Raw genomic sequence first — 25348 nt, forward strand, 5'->3', positions numbered from 1 at the left:
TTTTTACTGCTCCTGATTATTTGGCGTTAGAACGGTAAGTCTCAATCAGTTCGATAAAGTGATCGAACAGCGGCGCGGCGTCGTGCGGGCCTGGGCTGGCTTCCGGGTGCCCCTGGAAGCTGAACGCCGCCTTGTCGGTGCGGTGAATGCCCTGCACCGTGTGGTCGAACAGCGATTTGTGCGTCACGCGCAGATTCGCCGGCAGGTTGTTTTCATCTACCGCAAAGCCGTGGTTCTGCGCGGTGATCATCACCGTGTTGTTGTCCAGATCCTTCACCGGGTGGTTGCCGCCGTGGTGGCCGAGCTTCATCTTCATGGTTTTCGCCCCGCTGGCCAGCGCCAGCAGCTGGTGGCCCAGGCAGATGCCGAACACCGGAATGTCGGTTTCCAGGAACTGTTTGATGGCGGCGATGGCGTAGTCGCACGGCTCCGGGTCGCCCGGGCCGTTGGACAGGAAGATGCCGTCCGGATTCATTTTCAGCACTTCGTCGGCTGGGGTCTGCGCCGGCACCACGGTCAGGCGGCAGCCGCGATCCACCAGCATGCGCAAGATGTTGCGCTTGGCGCCGTAGTCGTAAGCCACCACGTGGAACGGCAGTTCCGCGGCGGTTTTGGCTTCCGGCAGATCGCCTTCAAGCGTCCAGCTGCCTTGCTGCCAGCTGTAGGCCTCTTGAGTGGTGACCTCTTTCGCCAAATCCATGCCCTTCAACCCCGGGAAGCCTTGCGCCTTGGCCAGGGCCAGCGCGGCGTCCGGCGAATCGGCGGCAACGATGCAGCCGTTCTGGGCGCCTTTTTCGCGCAGCAGGCGGGTCAATTTACGGGTATCGATATCGGCGATCGCCACGATGTTGTGACGCTTGAGGTAGTCGGACAGGCTTTCTTCACTGCGGTAGTTGCTGGCGATCAGCGGGAGGTCACGAATGACGAGGCCTTGGGCGTGTACTGCGGAGGATTCTTCGTCGGAAGCATTGGTGCCGACATTGCCGATATGAGGATAAGTAAGAGTAACGATCTGGCGGGAATAGGAAGGATCAGTGAGGATTTCTTGATAACCGGTCATCGACGTATTGAAGACCACTTCCCCCACTGCCGTTCCCTCTGCCCCGATGGCCCGACCGTGGAATTGGGTTCCGTCTTCCAGAACCAATAGCGCTGACTTTATCAAAACATCCTCCGAGGAATAATCAATCACAATATTTGCATATTAATTCAGATATCGCGATCTAAATCAATGCAAAAACCGTCCGCGAGGCCAATTTTTGGCAAATTGGGCGCATTTTAATGATGAGTGCCTGGCTTGTCTACCCAAACCGCCATTTTTTGTTTTATTTTTGCAGTTCTCGGCGCTCATGCGGCGTGAGCGGCGATAAAAACACAGAAAACCGGGGCTAGGAAACGGTTGCGGGGAAGAATGACGGAAAACGCGGCCAGAATGGGACGAAAAAGACGCTAAAAAAGCTGTAAGCGGAAAAAACGGAGGTAATCAGCAGGATAAACACATAAAAACAACCACTTCAATGACAAAGCAAACAAAACATAATATTTATCATGTTAAAAAAAAGGACAATAAAATTATTGCCCTATTATCATAGCATTATGATCAACACAACCACATCACGATGGTATTCAATTTAGTTATATCTGGTCCAAACTTAGCACATCGCGCATATCAAATAGGCCTTTATCCCGGTTATGCAACCAGGAAGCCGCGCGCACCGCGCCGCTGGCAAAAGTCATACGGCTGGAGGCCTTATGGGTGATTTCCACCCGTTCACCGATGTCGGCGAACATCGCGGTGTGCTCGCCGACGATGTCGCCGGCGCGAATGGTGGCAAAGCCGATGCTTTTCGGATCGCGTTCGCCGGTATGGCCTTCGCGCGCATAGACCGCACAGCTTTTCAGATCGCGCCCCAGCGCGCCGGCGATCGCTTCGCCCATGGCCAACGCCGTGCCCGACGGCGCATCCACTTTGTGGCGATGGTGCGCCTCAACGATTTCGATATCGGTATAGTCGCCCATCACCTGCGCGGCCTTCTCAAGCAGTTTCAGCACCAGGTTGACGCCGACGCTGAAGTTGGCGGCGAACACGATGCCGATATGCTGCGCCGCATCGCGGATCGCCTGCTTGCCGGCGTCATCAAAGCCGGTGGTACCAATCACCATCGCCTTATGGTGCGCCACGCAAAATTCCAGGTAGCCCAGGGTGCTTTCAGGGCGGGTGAAGTCGATCAGAATGTCGAACTCGCTCGCCACGTTATCCAGACTGTCGCTCACCTTGACGCCCAGCGCGCCGATGCCCGCCAGCTCGCCGGCGTCGACGCCGATCAGGCTTGAACCCGGGCGCGACAGCGCCGCTCCCAACACCACGCCTTCCGCCTGCTGCACCGCCTGGATCAACTGACGGCCCATCCGGCCGCCGGCGCCCGCAATCGCAATGCGGATTTGTGAATCACTCATGCTTGCTCTCTTCTTGTTTTGACGCCTATCCCATTAGGCTATCGATTCAGGGTAACCGTCCCACTTCAGCGTCGCCAGAGGATTCATTTCATAATTAGAAAATTATGATATTCCCCCGCTTTCATCAGCGGCGCTGTCGTGAGATTAACATTCAACCGATTTGGCGGCCTGCGACGATTGTACATAATCATGCAGTTTCCATGGCAAGAAAATGCAGAAAAAAGGCGCCGAAAACGGCGCCTGGGGAAAGGAACACTGCGAGGTCAGGCGGTAATGGCGGCCACTTCGTTGGCGATCGCCGTGAGCGCATCGTGGCGGGCATAGTCCTCACGCACCAGCGCTGCGCGTTGCCGATAGATCGGCTGCTGCAGAATACGCGACGCCGCCGCCAGGATCTGTTCTGCGCTCGGCGTGCTGGTGTGCAGACTGATGCCGCAGCCGGCGGCCACCACGCGCGCGGCCGCCTCCAGCTTGTCCTCGCCGGTGCCGGCGACAATCAGCGGCACGCCGCTGTCCAGCGCATAGTTGATCGAGCCGTAACCGCCGTTGGTGATCAGCAGCGCCGCCTGCGGTAACCAGTGTTCGAAGGAGATGAACGCCCGCACTCGGGCGTTGTCCGGCAACGCGTCCATCAGCCCTTCGGTCGCTCGCCCGCCGGTGGTGGCCAACACCCGCACCGGCAGATGCGCCAGCGCCTGCAGCGTCGGCACGATCAGCTGATGCAGATCGACATTGGCCAGCGTGCCCTGAGACACGATCACCAGCGGCCGACGATCGTCCTCCTCCCACAGCGCCTCTTCCGCGGCCGGTTGACCACCGCTGCGCAGCGGCCCGACGAAGCGCACACCGCTCGGCAGGTCGTCGCGCTCATATTCCAGCGCCGTGGTGGCCAACTGCAGGAAACGCTCGCAGCCGCCGATCAGCGCATCGGTAAACGGGCGATTCAGCGGCCGCCCGCCCGCTTGCACCAGCGCGGCATCAAAGCTTTGCTGCACCTCATCAAGCAACACCCGCGTCGCTTCATCCACCAATTGCTCGCGGGTCAGCGCCCGCGGCAGCAGCGCCGGCGGGATGCGCGGGCCATAGAAAATGGCGTCGCGCGAAGAATACGACAGCGGCGTGACGCCGATCCCGAAGACCGGCGGCCGTTCGGCGGACTGCAGCAGCGGCAGCACGCCGTAGAAGCAGTTCTCCACCATCAGCAGATCGGTCTTTTCGGCGGCGATGGCCGCACGCAGCTGACGATCCAACAGCGGGATCGGCGCGGCGAAGAAATCTTTCAGCGCCAGCGCCATCTGCGCATTGCCCGGCGGCAGCGCGGCGCGCTCGGGGAAATGCTCCTCCAGGTGGCGATAGTCGAAATCCACCTGCGCGTCGAACGGCACGAAGCTCGCCCCAGCCGCTTCGGCGCGTTCGCGGAACAGCGCGCCGGTCATCACCCGCACCTGATGCCCTTGGGCAATCAGGTGGCGAGCGATGGCCAACATCGGGTAGACGTGCCCCGGAGTGGCGACCGCCGCCATCAGTATCCTTGCCATAATGCTCCTTTACGCTTCTGCGTTTGCCGGCTTCAGCGCCAGATTGGCGCACACCGGGTTGCTCTGAATATGCACGCGCTGCAAATGACGCGCGGAACGGGCGGTAAAGCCCTCACGGCCGTGCAGCAGCGAGAAATTGTCCGCCACCACCACGTCGCCCTGTTGCCACTGATGGGCATAATAGTGACGCGGATCGTACAGGTGCTGCTGCAGAGTGTGATGGAACTGTTCCTGCTGTTGTTCCGGCACGCCGTGATATTCCAGCGCATGCTGGTTGAGGAATTTTTTCCCCTCCGTCGGCGGTTCATTGTAGCGCATGATCAAGCCCCTGCCGTTCGGGTGCTGCACCACCAACGGCGAACAGACTTCTCCGCCGTAATGCACCACCTGCTTGATGCGGTAGGTGATCGACACCGACAGCCACTGATCCAGCAACGCTTCGTCCGCATTGGCCAGCAGCCGCGTGGTATCGACGAAGGTAGTGCACCCGCCTTCGTCCTGCGACGGAGCCGCCACGCAGTGGAACAGCTGGAACTCGGGGATGGTCGGCTTATACATGCCATCCCAATGCAGCGGGACGTAGCTGCTGTCGAAAATATGATCCTTGGCGTCAGGATGTTCCTTCACGTCCAGCACCGCGCCGAACGGCCACATCATGATCTCGCCCCACTGCTCGGCGTAGCGCGTCAGAACCTCCCCATCGCTGAAACCGGAGTCGAATCCGCGCAGCACCAGCAAGTGGTGCTCCTGCGCCAGCGCTCGCAGCGCCGCCACCGGTAGCTCGCCGATCTTTTGCCCCGGATGCTGCGGCGTCAGGATCGCGCCGAACGGGGTATTCGGTTGGATATGGCAATTAAGCGGTTGGTTGTTCATCAGTATTCTCCTTGCATCGAATGTGCTGCTCACACGGCAACGTGCCGTCAAAAACGCGCCCGTCAGGATTTCGGGCGCAAAAGCATGCAGCGGCCTCAGGCCATCTGCGGTTGTTCGATCAGGTAATGGCTCGGCGTGCCGCGGATCTCTACCAGCTCGCCGTCCAGGCTCTGCGCGTCTTTACGTTTCATCAGCACGAACTGGCCGTTCACGTTGGCTGCCACGCCGTGCCACGGCGTCAGCCAGTCGTCTTTGGTCGGCATCATGTGGATACCCATTTTCAGACTGTCGACCGGCTGCGGGTGAATCGACAGACGGATCGCCGCCGGGAAGTGCTGCGCCAGCAGATTGCCCCAGGCCCAGCTGCGCTGGATCACGCCGCAAGCGCGCTGTTTGGCGTCTTTCTGCAGCGCGGCGTTGGAACCGCTGTAGCCCGGCAGTTGGCTGTCTTCATACAGGAAGCGCGTGATGGCGCGGTACAGCAAGAGGCCCTGTTCGTCCTGCATCAGTTGCTGTTTGATCGCCTCTTCCGATTCGGCATAGCCCTCCACCAACAATCGGCGCAGCAGATCATAATCATCGGTATGCTCCGCCAGGCCTTTGACATCGCCGAGGTTGAACACGCTCAGGTATGTCGCGCCCACTTCATGCAGCAGGCTTTCAATCTCGCGCTGATAGTGGTTGATCGCGTCGTCGCTGACGCGGATCAGATCGCCGAACACGTGACCGTCGGAGCAGATAACGATATGCGCCCCCGGCGGGTAATAGAGCTGAATGCGCTGGCACAGCGAGTTGAGGAAGATCAGCGACAGCCGCTCCGCCATGTCCGGCACCGCACCGATCACCTTGTTGGTGTTGGGCGACTTGGTCGGGAAGGCCGGCAGCACGAATTCGATACGTTGCTCGTTTTCGATGAATGCCCGAATACGCGGCAATTGCACCTGAGTGACCCGCCGTTCTTCTTCGGCGATCGAGGTGTCGTCGCCGGGGAAACGGCGGCGGTATTGCAATAATTCACGTAGGATCTTTAACGATATTTCTTCTTTCTGAGCGCTGTCCACAATGAGCTCCTGTTGCGATGTGGCGCGGGTGTATTATTGATAAGCGCAATAAGATTTATCAAAAAGAGAAAAAATCTCTGCAAAATAATAATCAGCCCGGCGTTTATATGCTTCAGGCAATATAGAAGAGATGGTGCTATATTATTAGCCCGTATAATTCACAATCTTGGTTAAGTTGTGCTTAACAAACTATGAGCAATATTTTAAAACGCATGGCCATTTTCTCAAAAGTGGTCGATTGCGGCGCATTCAGCATGGCGGCAAAAGAATTGGGCATGACGACCTCCGCCGTCAGCCAACATATTCGCCAGCTGGAGGAACATCTGGGCATTCAATTACTGTTGCGATCGACGCGTTCATTGAGTCTGACCGAAGCAGGATTGTGTTTTTATGAAGATTGCCTGCTGATGATCCACGCAGCCGAACGTGGCCAACAACGGATCGCCGCGCTGCGTGGCGAGCTGGTCGGCGAACTGCGTGTCGCCACCTCCACTGAATTCGCCACCCACTATCTGGTGCCGGCGCTGCAAAGCTTCCTCGATGAACACCCGCAGCTTACGCTGCGACTGGAAATCCACGATGAGAAGATAGACCTCATCACGCAACGCATCGATCTGGCGATACGTGGCGGCGTGCTGGCCGACTCCAGCTACGTTTCCACGCGGCTGGCGCGCTGCCGTGAAGTGTTATGCGCCTCACCGGCCTACCTGGCACACCACGGCGTGCCGGATTCACCGCAGGCGCTGAGCCATCACCACTGGGTCACCTTTACACCGCTCGGCAACCCGCAGTTTGTCCGTCTTATCCATCGCGACGGCGGCGAACACCGCATGCGTATGACGGGGCGTTTGTTCACCAACAGCGGTATGGCGATGAAAGAGTTGGCGCTGACCGGCAAGGGGATCATTCGCAATTTCTTCGCCAACGTTGAACGTGAATTGCGCAGCGGTGAGCTGATTGAAATATTGCCTGATTGGCGGTTACCGGAAATTAATTGCTATGCCATTATGCCGCGCAGGGAGATCCAGCCATTAAAAGTCAGACGGTTGCTGGAACATATGAAACTCTATTTGCAGGAGAAGGGATTAACGGCCGTAGAACATATTCGACAGGAATAAAATAAGAAACATCTGCAACGTCCATTATTGTAATTATTGTAATCACTTTGCCAACACCGGGCCTCATTTAGATTGCAGCCTAATGATATTCTGATTAATGACTTTTCGCCAGCCTTTATAATTAATTACATCGACGTTATTTCAAATACTCAGAATAAATTTGACTTTAGTTAGCAGAAAATTTGAATATGCATGGCATGTTATTTTTAACGCGGCACGATTCCAAAAAAAACGGGAAGCCTAAGCTCCCCGCTGTCATCCGCCGGCGCATGTCAGTCAATCTGACGAACGTCCACCCGCAGCTCTTTAGGCACTTCAAACACGATGTTCTCTTCACGCCCGCTGATTTCATGCACGTCCAGGCCGCCCAGCGCTTTCAGGCGAGAGATCACCTCCTGCACCAGCACGTCCGGTGCCGAGGCGCCGGCGGTAACGCCGATATTGCGCGCTTCGCTCAGCCAGCTCTCCTGAATATCCGCCGCCGAATCGATCAGATAAGCCGGTTTGCCCACGCGCTGCGCCAGTTCAGCCAGACGGTTAGAGTTGGAAGAGTTCTTTGACCCCACCACCAGCACCACATCCGCATCGCCGGCCAGGTTACGCACCGCTTCCTGACGGTTAGTGGTGGCGTAGCAAATGTCATCCTTACGCGGACCGATAATACTCGGGAAGCGCTGACGCAGCGCGTCAATCACGTCCGAGGTATCATCAACCGACAGCGTGGTCTGCGTCATGAAGCACAGATTGCTTTCGTCTTTCACCTGCAGCTTCCACACGTCTTCCGGCGATTCGACCAGGTACATGCCGCCCTTCGGGTTGCTGTACTGGCCCATGGTGCCTTCCACCTCCGGATGACCGGCATGGCCAATCAGAATCGCTTCGGTGCCGCGGCGGCTGGCGCGCGCCACTTCCATATGCACCTTGGTCACCAATGGGCAAGTGGCATCGAACAACATGGTCAGATCGCGCGCCTTGGCTTCGGCGCGTACCGCCTGAGACACGCCGTGCGCCGAGAAGATCAGGATAGAACCGTCCGGCACTTCGGCGATCTCTTCGATAAACACGGCGCCCCGCTCACGCAGGCTGTCAACCACGTAGCGGTTGTGCACCACTTCATGCCGTACGTAGATCGGCGCGCCATACAGCTCCAGCGCACGTTCCACGATGCTGATCGCACGATCAACCCCGGCGCAGAAGCCACGCGGGTTAGCCAGCAATATTTGCATGCGTCTCCTCCTGCTGCGGATCGATCTCCAGCACTTCAATGTCGAAGGTCACCGGATGGCCCGCCAGCGGATGGTTGAAATCGACGGTGATTGAATCCTCCGCCACCGCGCGCACCACGCCCGGCATTTCGCTGCCGTCGATGGCGGTAAACAGCATAATGGTACCCACGTCCGGCACGCCGGTTTCCGCGAAGTCGCGGCGCGAGAAGAACTGGACCAGATCCGGGTTCTCCGCGCCGAACGCCGCTTCCGGCTGCAGGGTAAAGGCACACTTGTCGCCCGCTCGCAGGCCGAGCAGCTGCGCTTCCAGCGGCGCCGACAGGCTGCCGTCACCCAGACGGAACAGCGCCGGTTTGCCGCTGCTGCGGGTAGATTCGGCGGTCGAACCGTCTTCCAGTTTCAGCGTAAAGTGAACCAGCACCGCGCTGTCACTGATAATCTGAGCCGTCATGTTACTCACCTTTACTCTTTGCGCCTTTGTTCGCCGGCGACAGGAAACCTTCCAGCACGATCATCGCCGCACCCACGCAGATAAAGCTGTCCGCCAGATTGAAGGTCGGGTAGTGCCAGTCACCGACGTAGAAGTCGATGAAATCGACCACAAAACCGTGCCACAGGCGATCAAACAGGTTGCCCAACGCCCCGCCGATGATGAAGGCGTAGGCGATGTTGTTCAGCTTCTGCTGCGCCGCGCTGCGGTACATCATCACCAGCAGCACCGCGACGATGGCGATGGCGATGCCGGCGAAGAACCAGCGCTGCCAACCGCCGTGATCGGCCAGGAAGCTGAACGCAGCGCCGTAGTTGCGCGCGTAAAACAGGTTGAACGACGGGATCAACGGCTGGGACTGGCCCAGCGTAAAGTTAGCGAGGATCCACTGCTTGCTGCCGAAATCCAGCGCCAGCACCGCCACTACAACCCACAGCCAACGCAGGCCGGTCGAACAAATTGGTTTACTCATCAGGCGCGAGTTCTCAGGCAAAGTTACGCTTCTCGCCGTCACCGGCGACGTTGCTCACACAGCGGCCGCAGATGTCTGCGTGCTCCGCCACCAGACCGATATCGGTGGTGTAATGCCAGCAGCGCGGGCACTTCTCACCCGGCGCCGTGCTGAAGGCGATCTTCAGCCCTTTCAGCAGCTCGGAGGCCTGCGCGTCGGCCGGCGCATCCGCCAATGGCGCAACGCTTGCCGCAGAGGTCAGCAGCACGAAGCGCAGCTCATCCTGCAGGCTGTTCAGGCGAGCCGCCAGCTCGCTGTCGGCATACAGCGTCACCGCCGCTTCCAGCGAACCGCCGAGGCGTTTGTCGGCACGCGCCTGCTCCAGCACCTTGTTCACTTCGCCGCGCACTTTCAGCAGCTCAGCCCAGAAAGCGTCGTTCATCGGCTCGCCTTCCGCCAACCCGAACAGGCCGTCGTACCACTCTTCGGTGAACACGTACTGCGCGCGTTTGCCCGGCATGAAGCCCCAGATCTCGTCTGCGGTGAACGACATGATCGGCGCCATCCAGCGCACCAGCGCTTCCACGATGTGATACAGCGCGGTCTGGCAGCTGCGGCGGGCGACGCTGTCGCTCTTGGCGGTGTACTGACGATCCTTGATGATATCCAGGTAGAAGGAGCCCATCTCGACCGAACAGAACTGCATCAGGCGCTGCACCACTTCGTGGAAATCGTAGTTGGCGTAAGCCTGTTCGATATCCTGCTGCGCCGCCAGCGCGCGGCCGACCGCCCAGCGATCCAGCACCACCATGTCTTCAGGCGCCACGCAGTCGGTGCTCGGCTCGAACCCGTTCAGGTTGGCCAGCAGGAAGCGCGCGGTGTTGCGGATGCGGCGGTAAGAGTCGGCGGAACGCTTGAGGATCTCGTCGGATACCGCGATCTCGCCGGTGTAATCGGTCGACGCCACCCACAGACGCAGAATGTCGCCGCCGAGCTTGTTCATCACGTCCTGCGGGCTGACGGTGTTGCCGATCGACTTGGACATCTTGCGGCCCTGGCCGTCGACGGTGAAGCCGTGAGTCAACACTTCCTTGTAAGGCGCCTTGCCCTTCATCGCGGTGGAGATCATCAGCGATGACATGAACCAGCCGCGGTGTTGGTCGGAGCCTTCCAGATACATGTCGGCGCCGTGGCCGTTGAATTCAGGGCGCACATCGACAACAGAGGCGTGGGTAGAACCGGAATCGAACCACACGTCCAGCGTATCCGGCACTTTCACGTAGTCGGTGGCTTCCGCGCCGAGGATGTCGGCCGCGTCCAGATCCCACCAGGCCTGAATGCCGTCTTGCTCGACGCGCTTGGCCACTTCTTCCATCAGCTCAACGGTGCGTGGGTGCAGTTGCTCGGTCTCTTTGTGCACGAACAGCGACATCGGTACGCCCCAGGTGCGCTGACGCGAGATGCACCAGTCAGGGCGGTTGGCCACCATCATTTCGATGCGCGCCTGGCCCCAATCCGGGATCCACTGCACGCCCTTGATCTCTTCCAGCGACTGCTGACGCAGGCCTTTCTGATCCATGCTGATGAACCATTGCGGCGTGGCGCGGAAGATGATTGGCGTCTTGTGGCGCCAACAGCACGGATAGCTGTGCAGGAACTTCTCGACGTGCAGCAACGCGCCTTTGTCACGCAGCAGATCGACGATCAGATCGTTAGCCTTGAAAACAAACTTGCCGTCCAGTAGCGGGTAGGTGCCGGTCAGGTAGCAGCCGTTCGGCCCTACCGGGTTGGCCACTTCCAGGCCGTATTTCTGGCCGATCACGAAGTCGTCCGGGCCGTGGCCTGGCGCGGTGTGCACCGCACCGGTACCGGCGTCCAGCGTCACGTGCTCGCCGAGGATCGCCGGCACGTCGAAGTCCATGAACGGGTGTTTGAAGCGCAGCAGCTCCAGATCGGCGCCTTTGCAGCTGCCCAGCACCGTCCACTCGGTGATGCCGGCGCGTTTCATCACGCTTTCCACCAGTTCGGCCGCCAGGATCAGGCACTGGCCGTCAACCTGCACCAGTTGATAGGTGAAGTCCGGATGCAGCGAGATCGCGCGGTTGGCTGGCAGGGTCCACGGGGTGGTGGTCCAGATAACCAGCGAGATGGCGCCGTTGAAGTGGCTCACGCCAAACTTGGCCGCCACGGCAGCCGCGTCGGCCGCATGGAAGGTCACGTCGATCGACGGCGAAGTCTTGTCGTAGTACTCCACTTCCGCTTCCGCCAGCGATGAGCCGCAGTCGGTGCACCAGTGAACCGGCTTGGCGCCTTTCAGCAGGTGGCCGTTGCTGATGATCTTGCCCAGCGCGCGGATAATGTTGGCTTCGGTTTTGAAGTCCATCGTCAGGTACGGACGATCCCAGTCGCCCAGCACGCCCAGGCGGATGAAGTCCTTCTTCTGACCTTCAACCTGCTCGGCCGCGTACTCGCGGCACTTCTGGCGGAACTCGGCCGCCGTCAGCTTCTCGCCCGGTTTGCCGTACAGCTGCTCCACCTTCAGTTCGATCGGCAGGCCGTGGCAATCCCAACCCGGCACATAAGGCGAGTCGAAGCCGGCCATCCCTTTCGACTTGATGATAATGTCTTTGAGAATCTTGTTAACCGAGTGACCAATGTGAATGCTGCCGTTCGCATACGGAGGGCCGTCATGCAAAATGAAGGTTTTTTTGCCCTTTTTGGCAGTACGAATAATCCCGTACAGATCCTGTTCATACCAACGTTGCAGCATGCCAGGTTCGCGCTTGGCGAGATCGCCGCGCATCGGGAACCCTGTTTCCGGCAAGTTCAGGGTATTCTTGTAGTCACTCATTAGATTCTCGGTTCCGTTTTCGGCTATAGAGATTAAACCGGTGTCTGTAGCCCGAAGAACTTCCGGGCCGTCACCACATCATTGGCGATTTGCTGCTTCAGGGCATCGAGCGAAGCAAACCGTTGTTCATTGCGCAATTTTGCGCGGAGCACCACCTCAATATGGCGCCCGTAAAGATCCATTGTGACATCCAGCAGATGCACTTCCAGCTGCTGGCGCACGCCGGCGACGGTCGGGCGCGTGCCGATGTTGGCCACGCCCGGCAGCGGCTGCGGCCCCAGGCCGTACACCTCCACCGCATACACCCCTTTCACCGGCGCCACCAGGCGCTTGAGCGGCAGGTTGGCGGTCGGGAAGCCGATGGTGCGGCCCAGCTCATCGCCGTGCACCACGCGCCCGGAGATGCTGTACGGGTGGCCCAACAGGGTCTCCGCCAGCGGCAGATCGTCCTCGCTCAGCGCAGTGCGGATCGCCGTACTGCTGATGCGCCGGTCGCCTTCGCGGAAGGTCGGGGTGCTGACCACGTCGAAGCCGTACTCTTTTCCGGCCTGCTGCAATAGCGGAAAATCGCCCTGACGCCCGGCGCCAAAGCGAAAATCATCCCCCACCATCAGGAATTTGACGCCGAGCTTCTCCACCAGCAGCTCGGCGACGAACGCCTGCGCGGTGTTGGCGGCAAAACGCGGATCGAACTTGACGCACAGCAGGTAATCAACGCCCGCCTGCGCCAGGTAGTTGGCCTTGTCGCGCAGGCGCGTCAAACGGGCCGGCGCCTTGTCTGCGGCGAACATCTCCAGCGGCTGCGGCTCAAAGATCATGACCATCACCGGCAGCCCGAGGCGTTGCCCTTGTTGCTTCAACTGCTCCAGCAGCGCCTGATGACCGCGGTGTACGCCGTCAAAGTTGCCGATGGTGAGCACGCAACCATGGTGGCGCGCCCGGATATTGTGAATGCCGCGAATTAGCTCCATAGCTGGCTCAAAACAGTGGAAATCGGCGGATTATACCTTGTACAGCCGGTAAGGTTAACCCGCGATTGGTGCCTTTATGTAATAGACATACCATACCGGAGATAATCTGCGCGTGAAACGGCTTCACCGCAGTTTATCCGGCGCCACCGGGCCGATTCTCGACCGCGGCCAACGGCTTGCGCCCGCCGCGGCAAATCATTGGCGAATTTTCTCGCGAAACACTGTATTCCCAAGAGCGAAGCTGGTAAAATCCTGCGCCATCACAACGTAGCGAGTGCCGCCTGTACAAACGGCGCTTATTTGCACAAATCCATTGACAAACGAAGGCTAAAAGGGCATATTCCTCGGCCTTTGAATTGTCCTCAATAGAATATATTTGGGAGTTGGACCTTGGCTAATATCAAATCAGCTAAGAAACGCGCCGTACAGTCTGAGAAACGCCGCAAGCATAACGCAAGCCGTCGCTCAATGGTGCGTACCTTCATCAAGAAGGTAGACGCAGCTATCGCAGCTGGCGACAAAGAAGCAGCACAAAATGCATTCCTGGTAATGCAGCCACTGGTGGACCGTCAGGCAGCTAAAGGCCTGATCCACAAAAACAAAGCAGCGCGTCATAAGTCAAACCTGACTGCACGCATCAACGCAATGCAGTAAGCATTTCGTTATCTGCTTGATAAAAAAACCGGCTCAGGCCGGTTTTTTTACGCCCTGCGTTCAGTGAACCGCTAGCAGGAAAACAGCGCCGAGAAGTCTTTGTTGCAGACGCGCTGCACCGCCGGATGCTGGATCATGCGCTCGGCGAAGATGATGTAATACTCCTCCTGCACGCTGTCTATACGTCCAATCTCCACCACGTTATCATCGTTGTAGGTATCCTGCGCATACAGCGTCGGCGCCACGAAGATCGCGTTGTGGTACATGCCGAAAGCCTTCATCAGCGCCGCATCGTCGAACTCGCCCAGAATCTCCACCTGGATGCCCTGTGTATTGAACCAGTTGAGCAGTTTGCGCCCCAGCATCGAACGGCGGCCGGGGATCAGCAACTTACGCTGCTCCAGGCAGGCCGGGAACGGCAACTCCGGCGCCGGCTGGCGACAGAAGAAGCTGATGCCGCACTCGCCCAGCTTCAGCGAGAACAGCCCTTCCTGCTGGCTGGAGTCCACCGGGCAATCCGACAGGATCATATCCAGCTTGTGCTGGCTGAGCTGCTCCAGCAGCATCTCGTGCGTCGATTCAAAACAACGCAGGTGGATCTGTTCGTTGTCCACCACCACCGCCGTTTCCAACACCTGGCTGACCAGGCGCTTCGACAGCGCGTCCGCCACGCCGACGTCGAACAGCAGATTCGACTCTTTGCGATAGTTGACGATATCCAGCATTTCCTGGCTGAGCATAAACATCTTGTCAGCATAGCGGAACACCAACTGCCCCAGCTCCGAAGGCACCAACCCGCGCCCCTGGCGTTTGAACAGCTTGCCGTCCAACCGCTCTTCCAGCGCCTTGATCTGGCCGGTGATGGTCTGCGGCGTCAGAAACAACGCTTCAGCGGCGCCGACCACGGAACCGGCCTTGCAGACCTGCCAGAAATAGTAAAGGTGATTAAAGTTGATATGCGACATCCTCACGAGCGGCTCTCCTTAACAACGTTTCGCAGCGGCAAACGGTGTGCCGTGACGAGCGACAAACTTCCTTTCCCTGCTTCAGACAACGTATAGCCCCATTAGTCCCAACGAAGAACGGCCGAAGCTGCACATATTTTATACCGTACAGCTCCGACCAGCCATTTTATTATGTGCCCTTACCGGGCACATTCAGGATTAACGTACGCGCGGCAACGCCAGACGCAGCAATCCATACCCTACCACCGCCGCAGCCGTCGAGCCCAACAGGATCCCCAGACGGGAATAGGTGCTGAGCGCCATATCCGCCTCGCCGAACGCCAGCGAGGCGATAAAAATCGACATGGTGAAACCAATACCGCAAAGCACCGAAACGGCAAATACCTGTTTGAAGCCGATGCCTTCAGGCAAACGGGCGATGCCCATTTTCACCGCCAGCAGGCTGAAGAGGAAAATCCCCAGCGGCTTACCGATAAACAAGCCAGCCGCAATCCCGACCGGCAGCAGCGACGTCAATCCTTCCAGCGATACGCCCTGTAAAGAGACCCCGGCGTTAGCGAAAGCGAACAGCGGCAGGATCATAAACGCGACCCACGGGTGCAGCTCATGCTCCAGCGTTTCCGATGGCGATGGCCCCTTCTTGACGTTCAGCGGGATCATAAAGCCGACGATCACCCCGGCCAACGTCGCGTGCACCCCGGACTTGAGGATCGCCACCCACAACACCAGGCCAACCATCATATACAGCGAGGTTTTTCCCACGCCACGCCAGTTCATCACCGCCAGCAGCACCGTCGCCGCCGCTGCCACGCCCAGCGCCACCATCGACACTTCGTGGGTGTAGAACAGCGCGATGATGATAATCACGCCCAGGTCATCGATGATCGCCAACGCCAGCAGGAATACTTTCAGGCTAGTCGGCACGCGGTTGCCCAGCAGCGCCATTACGCCCAGCGCGAAGGCGATATCGGTCGCCGCCGGGATTGCCCAACCCTGGCGAGTGACTTCATCCGCGCCGTTGAAAAGCAGGTAAATCAGCGCCGGCGCCAGCATGCCGCCCAGTGCGGCGATCGCCGGAAACACCGCCTTGTCACGCCCGGACAGCGAGCCTTGCATCAGCTCGCGCTTGACCTCGAGCCCCACCACCAGGAAGAAGATGGCCATCAGGCCGTCGTTGATCCACAGCAGCAGCGGCTTGGCGATCTCCAGCGAAGCAATTTTCACCATCACTGGCAGGTTAAGGAATGCCTGATAGATCCCCTGCGCCGGGCTGTTGGCCATGATCAGGGCGACGATCGCCGCCGCGATCAGAATGATGCCGCCCGCGGCTTCCTGACGTAAAAATTGACGAATGATGTTGGTCACAGTACGCCTCTCCAAATCTGTGCAGGACGTAGCGCCCTGCGAACCACAGTCATGAAGTGAGTATAGAGGGCGTTTTAGTTCGAAAAAATAAGTTTATAAATGCTAAATAACTCGAAAAAACCGATCAAAAGCACGAGTAAATCACATTATTCTTAGGGAACGAGCGTTGTAGCACGCAAATAAAAACCCCGGGCAAATGCCCGGGGTTCTAACATAAACCAACAGAAACAGAAGGTTAGCGAGTCAGATCGTCAAAGAACTTTTTCACCCCGTCGAAGAAGCTCTTCGAGCGCGGGCTGTTCTTGTCGCCGGATGGGCCGCCCAGGCTCTCTTCCAGCTCACGCAGCAGTTGCTTCTGCTTGTCGTTCAGATTGACCGGTGTTTCCACCACTACGCGGCACAGCAGGTCGCCCTGGCTGCCGCCACGCACCGATTTCACACCCTTGCCGCGCATGCGGAACAGCTTGCCGGTTTGGGTCTCCGAAGGCACCTTCAGTTTCACCCGGCCATCCAGCGTCGGCACTTCAATCTCGCCGCCCAGCGCTGCCATGGCGAAGTTGATCGGCACTTCACAGTACAGGTTGTTGCCTTCACGCTCGAAGATCGGGTGCGCCTTCACCTGCACCTGAACGTACAGATCGCCCGCCGGTGCGCCGTGCTCGCCGGCTTCGCCTTCACCCGCCAGGCGGATGCGGTCGCCAGTATCGACGCCGGCCGGAATTTTCACCGACAGCGTTTTGGATTTCTCAACCCGGCCGTGGCCGTGGCACTTGTTGCACGGATCTTTGATGATCTGGCCGCGGCCATGGCAGTGTGGACACGCCTGCTGCACGGTGAAGAAGCCCTGACGCATTTGCACCTGGCCTTGACCGTGACAGGTTGGGCAGGTGACCGGTGAACTGCCCGGCTTGGCGCCGCTGCCGTGGCAGACGTCGCACTCTTCCAGCGTCGGGATGCGGATCTCTTTGGTGACGCCACGTACCGCTTCCTCGAGGGTCAGCTCCATGTTATAGCGCAGATCAGAACCGCGGCTGGCGCGCTGACGGCGGCCTCCGCCGAAGATATCGCCAAACACGTCGCCAAAGATATCGCTGAAGTCGGCACCGCCGCCAAAGCCGCCGCCGCCCATGCCGCCCTGTTCAAAGGCCGCGTGGCCATACTGGTCGTAGGCCGCGCGTTTCTGGTCGTCGGTCAGGACTTCGTAAGCTTCTTTAACTTCTTTAAACTTGGTTTCGGCGTCTTGTTCCTGGTTGCGGTCAGGATGGTATTTCATCGCCAGGCGTTTATACGCCTTCTTGATCTCACGTTCATCCGCCGTCTTGCTGACGCCGAGAATCTCGTAATAGTCTTTCTTCGCCATTCTTTCGCTTACCCTTAACATGCGTGCACGGGCGCAGAGTTGCCTCGACGCCCGTGCTGGTTTTCGGTAGCGGCATCTCGGCCGCCCCGTGCCCGCTTAAGGGCGATTATTTTTTGTCTTTAACTTCTTCGAACTCAGCGTCAACCACGTCGTCGTCTTTCTGCGCCGCGTTGTCCGCGCCGGCGTCAGCACCCTGCTGAGCCTGCTGCGCCTGAGCCATTTCCAGCAGCTTGCCGGAAACCTGCACCAGCGCCTGAGTCTTCGCTTCGATCTCGGCTTTATCTTCGCCTTTCACCGCCGCTTCCAGATCTTTCAGCGCCGCTTCGATCGCCGTTTTATCTTCCGCCGGCAGTTTGTCACCCGCTTCTTCCAGCTGCTTGCGAGTACCGTGGATCAGGTGATCCGCCTGGTTACGCGTCTGTACCAGCTCTTCGAACTTGCGGTCAGCTTCAGCGTTCAGCTCGGCATCGCGCACCATTTTCTGGATTTCGTCTTCGTTCAGGCCAGAAGATGCCTTGATGGTGATCTTCTGCTCACGACCGGTGTTCTTGTCTTTGGCAGACACGTGCAGGATGCCGTCAGCATCGATATCGAAGGTCACTTCGATCTGCGCCATGCCGCGCGGTGCCGCCTGGATGCCGTCCAGGTTGAACTGGCCCAGAGATTTGTTATCGCTGGCGCGCTTACGCTCACCCTGCAGCACGTGGATGGTTACTGCAGACTGGTTGTCTTCCGCAGTAGAGAACACCTGGCTGTGCTTGGTCGGGATCGTGGTGTTTTTGGTGATCAGCGGCGTCATCACGCTGCCCATGGTTTCGATACCCAGCGACAGCGGGGTCACGTCCAGCAGCAGAACGTCCTTCACATCACCGGCCAACACGCCGCCCTGTACCGCAGCGCCTACGGCAACCGCTTCGTCCGGGTTCACGTCTTTACGCGGTTCTTTGCCGAAGAAGTCTGCGACTTTCTTCTGCACCATTGGCATACGGGTCTGGCCGCCCACCAGGATCACGTCCTGGATGTCGGAAACCGACAGGCCTGCGTCTTTCAGCGCCACTTTCAGCGGCTCGATAGAACGCGCAACCAGATCTTCAACCAGAGACTCGAGTTTGGCGCGAGTCACTTTGATGTTCATGTGTTTTGGACCGGTCGCGTCTGCAGTGATGTACGGCAGGTTAACGTCGGTCTGCTGAGCGGAAGACAGTTCAATCTTCGCTTTCTCAGCGGCTTCTTTCAGGCGCTGCATCGCCAGCGGATCGTTGCGCAGATCGATACCCTGATCTTTCTTGAACTCTTCCACCAGGTAGTTGATCAGACGGCTGTCGAAGTCTTCGCCACCCAGGTGGGTGTCACCGTTGGTCGCCAGCACTTCAAAGGTTTTTTCGCCGTCAACGTCGTCGATTTCGATGATAGAGATATCGAAAGTACCGCCGCCCAGGTCATAAACCGCGATGGTGCGGTTGCCGACTTCTTTGTCCAGGCCGTAGGCCAGGGCCGCAGCGGTCGGTTCGTTGATGATGCGTTTGACTTCCAGACCCGCGATGCGGCCGGCGTCTTTGGTCGCCTGACGCTGGGCGTCGTTGAAGTAAGCCGGTACGGTGATAACCGCTTCAGTTACCGGTTCGCCCAGGTAATCTTCCGCCGTTTTCTTCATTTTTTTCAGCACTTCCGCAGAGATCTGCGGCGGAGCCATTTTCTGGCCTTTCACTTCCAGCCAGGCGTCGCCGTTGTCGGCTTCGACGATTTTGTACGGCATGATCGCTTTGTCGCGCTGCGCTTCTTCATCCTGGAAGCGGCGACCGATCAGGCGCTTGATGGCGAACAGGGTGTTTTCAGGGTTGGTCACTGCCTGACGCTTAGCCGGCTGGCCAACCAGAGTTTCACCGTCCTGGGTATATGCGATAATAGAAGGAGTGGTGCGGTCGCCCTCGGCGTTTTCCAGCACGCGTGCCTTGGCACCATCCATAATTGCTACGCAAGAGTTGGTAGTACCCAGGTCGATACCAATAATTTTGCCCATCTAAACGTCTCCACTAAAAAATTCATAATCAGTCAGGTTGCTAACCTATATGCGGGCGATTTTTTGCTTTTCAACTGCCCGATATCTCAGTGCGACCCGCGGTTAGCAGCTGCGGTTGCAAATAAGATGGGGCCATCCCGTCCGGCATCAAGGGGCAAGGCGAAAAAAATTTCTTTTTTTATCGTCATTCAGATCATTGTTTCCGGCTGCGGGGATCATTATGATGCGCGCGCTCTGGTGGAAAACTTCGATTTTTTGGCCATTCAGACCATTTATGATTTTACTTCGCTGTTTCCGTTAATTTTCTGTTATCGCAGAGGACTTATGCACACCAACAAGTTGGCGAATCCCGGCCCTCTCGGCCTGATGGGCTTCGGGATGACCACCGTCTTGCTGAACCTGCACAACGCGGGCTTTTTCCCACTGAACTCCGCCATCATCAGCATGGGGATTTTCTTCGGTGGCCTGGCCCAGATCCTGGCCGGTCTGCTGGAGTACAAGAAGGGCAACACCTTCGGCATGACGGCGTTCACCGCCTACGGCAGCTTCTGGCTGAGCCTGGTCGGCCTGCTGCTGCTGCCGCGTCTGGGCCTGGCTGAAGCCACCGAGGCGCACGTGCTGGGCATCTACCTGGCGCTGTGGGGCGTCTTCACCCTGTTCATGTTCTTCGGCACCCTGGCCGCCAACCGCGTGCTGCAGTTCGTGTTCGCCAGCCTCACGCTGCTGTTCGCCTTGCTGGCCGTCGGCAATATCACCGGCAACCACGCACTGCTGACCTTCGCCGGTTATGAGGGCATCATCTGCGGTGCCAGCGCCATTTACCTGGCGATGGCCGAAGTGCTCAACGAGCAATACGGCCGCACCGTGCTGCCAATTGGCGAGCCGGCTCCGGCCCGCGTCGCGGCCTCGCCGGTCACGGCGTAATCGCCCTTCCCTGACGAAAAAGCCCTGCAGTGCAGGGCTTTTTTTTAGCTGTAGGAATCGGCTCGCCGCTCGCCGGCTTCGCTGTTCAGGTCGCGATGCAGGTAGACGCCGAGCAGCAGCCCGATGAGCGACAGCGCCAGCACATAGTAAGCGGGCGCTAACGGGGTCAATTTCATGATCAGCGTCACAAAAATAGGGGTTAAACCGCCAAAAATAGCGTACGAGACGTTATATGAGAACGAGATGCCGGTAAACCGCACTTCCGCCGGGAAGGCCCGCACCATCACATACGGCACGGCCCCCACCACGCCTACGCTGAAGCCCACCAGCGCATAGCAGGCGAACAACATTTCCGGGCGCACACCCACCGTTTGATAGAACAGCCAGCTGCAGCCAGCCAGCAGCACACTGCCGACCACCAGCGTTTTGCTGGCGCCGAAGCGATCGGCCGACAAACCGGCGACAATGCAGCCGGCGATCAGCATGATGGTGGCGATACTGTTGGCCTGCAGCGTCAAAGCCGGCGCAATGGCGAACTGTTTTTGCAGATAGGTTGGGGTCATCAGGATCACCACCACGATACCCGCAGAGAGCAACCAGGTCAGCAGCATCGACACCACCACTTCCCGTTTGTGATTGAGCACCACCGATTTCAGCGGCAGCTCTTCGGCCAGCGCTTTACGCGCCTGCATCTCGATAAAGATTGGCGTTTCCTGCAGCCAGCGGCGCAGGTACATCGCCACCAAGCCGAACATGCCACCCAACAGGAAAGGAATACGCCAGCCGCCACCGGCGATGCTCTGCGGGCTAAGCGTGGTGTTGATCACCGTCGCCACCACCGAACCCAGCAAGATGCCTACCGTCAACCCGGCGGTCAGCGTACCGCAGGCGAAACCGATGCGCCGGCGCGGCACGTGTTCGGCGACGAAGACCCAGGCGCCCGGCACCTCACCGCCGATCGCCGCGCCTTGCAGCACGCGCATCAACAGCAGCAGCAGCGGCGCGGCGATGCCGATGCTGGCGTAGGTCGGCAGCAGACCCATCGCCAACGTCGGCAACGCCATCAGCAGAATGCTCAGGGTAAACATCTTTTTGCGGCCGACCAGATCGCCGAAGTGCGCCATCACGATGCCGCCCAGCGGGCGGGCAAGATAGCCGGCGGCGAAGATGCCGAAGGTTTGCACCAGCCGCAGCCACTCCGGCATGTCCGCCGGGAAGAACAGATCGCCGACCACGGCGGCGAAGAACACGAAGATGATGAAGTCGTAAAACTCCAGCGCGCCGCCCAACGCGGCCAACGTCAGCGTTTTGTAGTCTTGCCGGTTCAGCCGGCGATTATTGTCGTGAGGCATAGGGCACCGTCGGTAAAGGCTGTAAAAATAAAAGCCGCAGGCTTTCTGTAAAAGAATCCTTACTATAACGGCAAATTATTTTCACACCAGACGGGCTGAAGCCGATCTCGCAGAACGCTGAAATTTAGAGGTTTATCTCGCGACGCGCGCTCTTTGGCCGAAATGCTGCTACCACCGCGGCGTGCGTTTCGACGTAAGGCCCGTCGAGCAGTTGAATGCAATAAGGCACGCTGGCGAAGATGCCGTGCACCACCGCATTGCCCTGCTCATCCTTTACCCCTTCCAGCGTTTCTTTGATCGACTTCGGTTGGCCGGGCAAGTTGATGATCAGCGCCTGCTTGCGGATCGCTCCCACCTGGCGAGAAAGAATTGCCGTTGGCACATAGTGTAGGCTGATCTGACGCATTTGCTCGCCGAAGCCGGGCATCACGCGATCGGCGATCGCCAGCGTGGCGTCGGGGGTGACGTCGCGACGCGCCGGCCCGGTGCCGCCGGTGGTCAGCACCAGATGGCAGCCCATTTCGTCCACCAACTCACACAGCGTTTGTTCAATTTGCGTCTGCTCATCGGGGATCAGCCGGGTTTCCAGCTTGAACGGCGTCGCCAGCGCGCCGGCCAGCCACTCCTCCAGCGCCGGAATGCCTTTATCCTGGTAAACGCCGCCGGAAGCGCGGTCAGAAACGGAAACCAAACCAATACGTAAAATATCCATGCGTAACCTCTACAGCCTGATGGGGTCCGAACGGGTTCGTCTCCCGTTCTGTTGTCATTGCCGAGAGTATAAGGGCTTCCCCCGCCGGCGGGAGCGTCGGGCATAAAAAAAGGTGGCCTGAGCCACCTTTTTACTGCGCGATCTGCAGGAATTACAGCAGGTCGGCGATCATTTTTTCCAGTTTACCCTGGTCTACGGCGAACTTGCGGATGCCGTCGGTCAGTTTCTCAACCGCCATCGGATCCTGGTTGTGCTGCCAGTAGAACTCAGGTTCGGTCAGTGCGGCAGGACGCGCCTTCACTTCACCGGTGTAAGACAGTTTGCGCTCCAGCGCGCCTTCGCTCTCCGCCAGCTCTTTCAGCAGCGCAGGCGCGATGGTCAGGCGGTCGCAGCCGGCCAGTTCGATGATTTCGCCGACGTTACGGAAGCTGGCGCCCATCACCACGGTGTTGTAACCGTGCTGTTTGTAGTACTGGTAAATTTCGGTCACGGAGATCACGCCCGGATCTTCGTGCGGGGCGAACTCTTTCTTGTCGCCGTTGGCTTTGTACCAGTCGAGGATACGGCCAACGAACGGCGAGATCAGGTAAACGCCGGCTTCGGCACAGGCGCGAGCCTGAGCGAAGGAGAACAGCAGCGTCAGGTTACAGTTGATGCCTTCTTTCTCCAGCTGCTCCGCCGCGCGGATGCCCTGCCAGGTCGAGGCCAGTTTGATCAGAATGCGATCGTTGCTGATGCCGGCTTCGTTGTACAGCTTGATCAGGCGCTTGGCCTTGGCCACGCTGGCAACGGTGTCGTAAGACAGACGCGCGTCAACCTCGGTGGAGATGCGGCCCGGAACCAGTTTGAGGATCTCCAGACCGATGTTGACTGCCAGCTTGTCGGCGGCGTCGGCGATCTGCTGCTCGCGATCGCTGCTCTGGCCGCGCGCCCAGGCGATGGCTTCGTCAATCAGTTTGCGGTATTCAGGAATTTGGGCTGCATTGAGGATCAGCGAAGGGTTGGTTGTGGCGTCCTGCGGTTGATACAGCTTCATTGCCGCGATATCACCCGTATCTGCAACCACTGTAGTCAGCTGGCGCAGGGAAGTTAATTTGTCGGTCATGTTGGCATTATCTCATCGTTTGTGCATGAACTTTTGGCATTGTTCAACCATGCCCTGCCCTGATAATAACATGCGCCAAGCCCGGCGCAAGGCTGGAAAACCGCGGCGCGCAAGCATCTGTTTTATCCTTGGGCGAGCAACCGTTTACGCCGATATCTTTCGCCATAACCGAGCGGATGGGAAGGCAATAACGTGCTATCGCCCGAATAAATTATGTTAAATTCGAAAAAATTGATGCAATTCGTCCGCTAATCTGCGAAAAATCTTAATCGACTGACGCCGGACCGATTCCAGCTAAGCTCTTGTAAAAAATAGGCCAATGTTTTTCACCTGCGGTGGATGCTGCCAGGTGCGCATGACATTTCGATAAGAGGAGGGATCCCTTGACGGACCTGATGAATTTTATAAACAACATTTTGTGGGGGTCAGTGCTGATTTATCTGTTGCTCGGCACCGGCATCTACTTCACGTTGCGTACCCGCTTTATCCAGCTTCGCCACTTCAGCCACATGTTCTCGGTGTTGAAAAACAGCAATAAAAGCGACAGCGCCGGCATCTCCTCTTTTCAGGCGCTCTGTACCACGCTGGCGGCGCGCGTCGGCACCGGTAACCTGACCGGCGTCGCCATTGCCCTCACCGCCGGCGGCCCCGGCGCCATCTTCTGGATGTGGGTGGTGGCGTTTATCGGCATGGCCACCTCCTTTGTGGAAAGCTCGCTGGCTCAGCTCTACAAAACCAAAGACGATAACGGCAACTACCGCGGTGGCCCGGCCTATTACATGGAAAAAGGTCTCGGCATGCGCTGGATGGGCGTGCTGTTCTCCATCTTCCTGATCATCGCGTTCGGCCTGGTATTCAACGCCGTGCAGGCCAACTCCATCGCCCAGGCCTCCGCCGTCGCCTTCCATTTGCAGCCGCTGCACGTCGGCATCGGCCTGGTGTTGCTGAGCGGCGTGGTGATCTTCGGCGGCATCCGTTCCATCGCCAAAGTGGCCGAACTGGTGGTGCCGCTGATGGCCGGCGCCTACCTGCTGTTGGCTCTCTGGGTGATTGGCCATAACATCGAACACATGCCGGCGATCCTGGCGCTGATCTTCAAAAGCGCCTTCGGCCTGCAGGAAGCCGCGGCCGGCGCCGTCGGTTACGGTATTTCCCAGGCGATGACTCAGGGCGTGCAGCGTGGCCTGTTCTCCAACGAAGCCGGCATGGGCTCGGCGCCCAACGCGGCGGCGTCCGCCTCGCCTTATCCGCCGCATCCGGCTTCGCAAGGTTATGTGCAAATGCTCGGGGTGTTTATCGATACCATCGTCATCTGCAGCGCCACCGCGGCGATCATCCTCTCTTCCGGCATACTCGATCAGCCGACCGACAGCATCAGCGGCATCGATCTGACCCAGCGCGCGCTGTCAACCGCCGTCGGCAGTTGGGGGGCACCGTTCGTCGCCATCGCCATCTTCTTCTTCGCCTTCACCTCGATCATCGCCAACTATGCCTATGCCGAGAGCAACCTGGTGTTCCTCGAGCACAACCACCCGGGCGGCCTGCTGATTTTCCGCTGCGTGGCGCTGGGCATGGTGATGTTCGGCGCGCTGGCGGAGCTGCCGCTGGTGTGGAAAATGGCAGATACCTCCATGGCCCTGATGGCGATCACCAACCTGACGGCGATCCTGCTGCTGTCGCGGGTGGCGCTGAAACTGGCCGACGACTACCATCGCCAACGCCGCCTGGGCAAGCTGCCAACCTTCGACGCCACCCGTTATCCGGAGCTGAAGTCGCAGCTGGAGCCGGGCGTGTGGGACGACCAAAAGCCGCCGCGCTGAGTTTTCCGGGGCGCCTGCGATACGCGCCCCGGCCT

21 protein-coding genes are annotated in these 25348 nt (G+C 58.8%); 4 read left to right on the forward strand and 17 right to left on the reverse strand.

Annotated elements, in window-relative coordinates:
* Positions 1-16 precede the first annotated feature (16 nt).
* The 5 genes from carA to pvcA form a co-directional block, all read right to left on the reverse strand.
* Positions 17-1165 (reverse strand): glutamine-hydrolyzing carbamoyl-phosphate synthase small subunit, encoded by a 1149-nt coding sequence (gene carA / locus ACJ8J4_RS15125; protein ID WP_071826157.1) that lies wholly within the window; start codon positions 1163-1165, stop codon positions 17-19.
* A 470-nt stretch (positions 1166-1635) separates the two neighbouring features.
* Positions 1636-2457 (reverse strand): 4-hydroxy-tetrahydrodipicolinate reductase, encoded by an 822-nt coding sequence (dapB, locus tag ACJ8J4_RS15130; protein WP_025301531.1) that lies wholly within the window; start codon positions 2455-2457, stop codon positions 1636-1638.
* A 263-nt stretch (positions 2458-2720) separates the two neighbouring features.
* On the reverse strand, positions 2721-3980 hold the full coding sequence (locus ACJ8J4_RS15135) for a glycosyltransferase (protein ID WP_049294815.1): 1260 nt from the start codon (positions 3978-3980) through the stop codon (positions 2721-2723).
* A 24-nt stretch (positions 3981-4004) separates the two neighbouring features.
* A complete protein-coding gene (locus tag ACJ8J4_RS15140; RefSeq protein WP_049207249.1) occupies positions 4005-4868 on the reverse strand; it encodes a TauD/TfdA dioxygenase family protein in 864 nt (287 codons plus the stop codon).
* A 95-nt stretch (positions 4869-4963) separates the two neighbouring features.
* Positions 4964-5929 carry an L-tyrosine isonitrile synthase gene (gene pvcA, locus ACJ8J4_RS15145; protein ID WP_025301528.1) on the reverse strand — a complete coding sequence of 322 codons (966 nt, stop codon included), beginning with the start codon at positions 5927-5929 and terminating at the stop codon, positions 4964-4966.
* Positions 5930-6141: 212 nt separating this feature from the next.
* On the opposite strand from pvcA, the gene ACJ8J4_RS15150 reads away from it, so the two are divergent.
* On the forward strand, positions 6142-7047 hold the full coding sequence (locus ACJ8J4_RS15150; protein ID WP_225735560.1) for a LysR family transcriptional regulator: 906 nt from the start codon (positions 6142-6144) through the stop codon (positions 7045-7047).
* Between the two features lie 272 nt (positions 7048-7319).
* On the opposite strand, the gene ispH is transcribed toward ACJ8J4_RS15150, so the two are convergent.
* From ispH to ribF, 5 genes are read right to left on the reverse strand one after another with little or no spacing between them, the layout of a single operon-like run.
* Positions 7320-8273 (reverse strand): 4-hydroxy-3-methylbut-2-enyl diphosphate reductase, encoded by a 954-nt coding sequence (gene ispH, locus ACJ8J4_RS15155; protein ID WP_025301526.1) that lies wholly within the window; start codon positions 8271-8273, stop codon positions 7320-7322.
* Positions 8254-8724, reverse strand: a complete 471-nt coding sequence (gene fkpB, locus ACJ8J4_RS15160) for an FKBP-type peptidyl-prolyl cis-trans isomerase (RefSeq protein ID WP_038628869.1) — start codon at positions 8722-8724, stop codon at positions 8254-8256. The genes ispH and fkpB overlap by 20 nt, the downstream gene beginning before the upstream one ends.
* Before the next feature lies 1 nt (position 8725).
* A complete protein-coding gene (gene lspA, locus ACJ8J4_RS15165; protein WP_025301524.1) occupies positions 8726-9235 on the reverse strand; it encodes a signal peptidase II in 510 nt (169 codons plus the stop codon).
* A 13-nt stretch (positions 9236-9248) separates the two neighbouring features.
* Complete coding sequence (ileS, locus tag ACJ8J4_RS15170; RefSeq protein ID WP_025301523.1) at positions 9249-12065, reverse strand: isoleucine--tRNA ligase; 2817 nt, start codon at positions 12063-12065, stop codon at positions 9249-9251.
* 32 nt (positions 12066-12097) lie between these two features.
* Entirely contained in the window at positions 12098-13036 is a 939-nt protein-coding gene (gene ribF, locus ACJ8J4_RS15175) for a bifunctional riboflavin kinase/FAD synthetase (protein ID WP_049207243.1), read from the reverse strand.
* 390 nt (positions 13037-13426) lie between these two features.
* On the opposite strand from ribF, the gene rpsT reads away from it, so the two are divergent.
* A complete protein-coding gene (gene rpsT, locus ACJ8J4_RS15180) occupies positions 13427-13690 on the forward strand; it encodes a 30S ribosomal protein S20 (protein WP_004932960.1) in 264 nt (87 codons plus the stop codon).
* A 71-nt stretch (positions 13691-13761) separates the two neighbouring features.
* Here rpsT and nhaR read toward each other — a convergent pair whose 3' ends face one another.
* The 4 genes from nhaR to dnaK form a co-directional block, all read right to left on the reverse strand.
* The gene (nhaR, locus tag ACJ8J4_RS15185; protein WP_004932962.1) at positions 13762-14661 is read right to left on the reverse strand and encodes a transcriptional activator NhaR; all 900 of its coding nucleotides are present in this window, start codon (positions 14659-14661) and stop codon (positions 13762-13764) included.
* A 192-nt stretch (positions 14662-14853) separates the two neighbouring features.
* Complete coding sequence (gene nhaA / locus ACJ8J4_RS15190; RefSeq protein ID WP_025301521.1) at positions 14854-16020, reverse strand: Na+/H+ antiporter NhaA; 1167 nt, start codon at positions 16018-16020, stop codon at positions 14854-14856.
* A 235-nt stretch (positions 16021-16255) separates the two neighbouring features.
* Positions 16256-17380, reverse strand: coding sequence for a molecular chaperone DnaJ (gene dnaJ, locus ACJ8J4_RS15195; protein ID WP_004932969.1), 1125 nt, complete (start codon positions 17378-17380; stop codon positions 16256-16258).
* 106 nt (positions 17381-17486) lie between these two features.
* Positions 17487-19400, reverse strand: coding sequence for a molecular chaperone DnaK (dnaK, locus tag ACJ8J4_RS15200; protein WP_004932972.1), 1914 nt, complete (start codon positions 19398-19400; stop codon positions 17487-17489).
* Positions 19401-19724: 324 nt separating this feature from the next.
* On the opposite strand from dnaK, the gene satP reads away from it, so the two are divergent.
* Positions 19725-20324 (forward strand): acetate uptake transporter, encoded by a 600-nt coding sequence (gene satP, locus ACJ8J4_RS15205; protein ID WP_025301520.1) that lies wholly within the window; start codon positions 19725-19727, stop codon positions 20322-20324.
* Between the two features lie 44 nt (positions 20325-20368).
* Here the strand turns inward: satP and ACJ8J4_RS15210 are convergent, their stop codons facing one another.
* The 3 genes from ACJ8J4_RS15210 to tal form a co-directional block, all read right to left on the reverse strand.
* Positions 20369-21676: an MFS transporter gene (locus tag ACJ8J4_RS15210; RefSeq protein ID WP_049205425.1), complete on the reverse strand. Its 1308-nt coding sequence runs from the start codon at positions 21674-21676 to the stop codon at positions 20369-20371.
* Between the two features lie 124 nt (positions 21677-21800).
* The gene (gene mog, locus ACJ8J4_RS15215; RefSeq protein ID WP_015376607.1) at positions 21801-22388 is read right to left on the reverse strand and encodes a molybdopterin adenylyltransferase; all 588 of its coding nucleotides are present in this window, start codon (positions 22386-22388) and stop codon (positions 21801-21803) included.
* 151 nt (positions 22389-22539) lie between these two features.
* The gene (tal, locus tag ACJ8J4_RS15220) at positions 22540-23493 is read right to left on the reverse strand and encodes a transaldolase (RefSeq protein ID WP_004932982.1); all 954 of its coding nucleotides are present in this window, start codon (positions 23491-23493) and stop codon (positions 22540-22542) included.
* 383 nt (positions 23494-23876) lie between these two features.
* On the opposite strand from tal, the gene ACJ8J4_RS15225 reads away from it, so the two are divergent.
* A complete protein-coding gene (locus ACJ8J4_RS15225) occupies positions 23877-25313 on the forward strand; it encodes an alanine/glycine:cation symporter family protein (RefSeq protein ID WP_025301518.1) in 1437 nt (478 codons plus the stop codon).
* The last annotated feature ends 35 nt before the right edge of the window (positions 25314-25348 follow it).

Origin of the sequence: Serratia sp. CY47280 (assembly GCF_052168655.1) — a bacterium.
In the GTDB taxonomy this organism is placed as follows: Bacteria; Pseudomonadota; Gammaproteobacteria; order Enterobacterales; family Enterobacteriaceae; genus Serratia; species Serratia bockelmannii.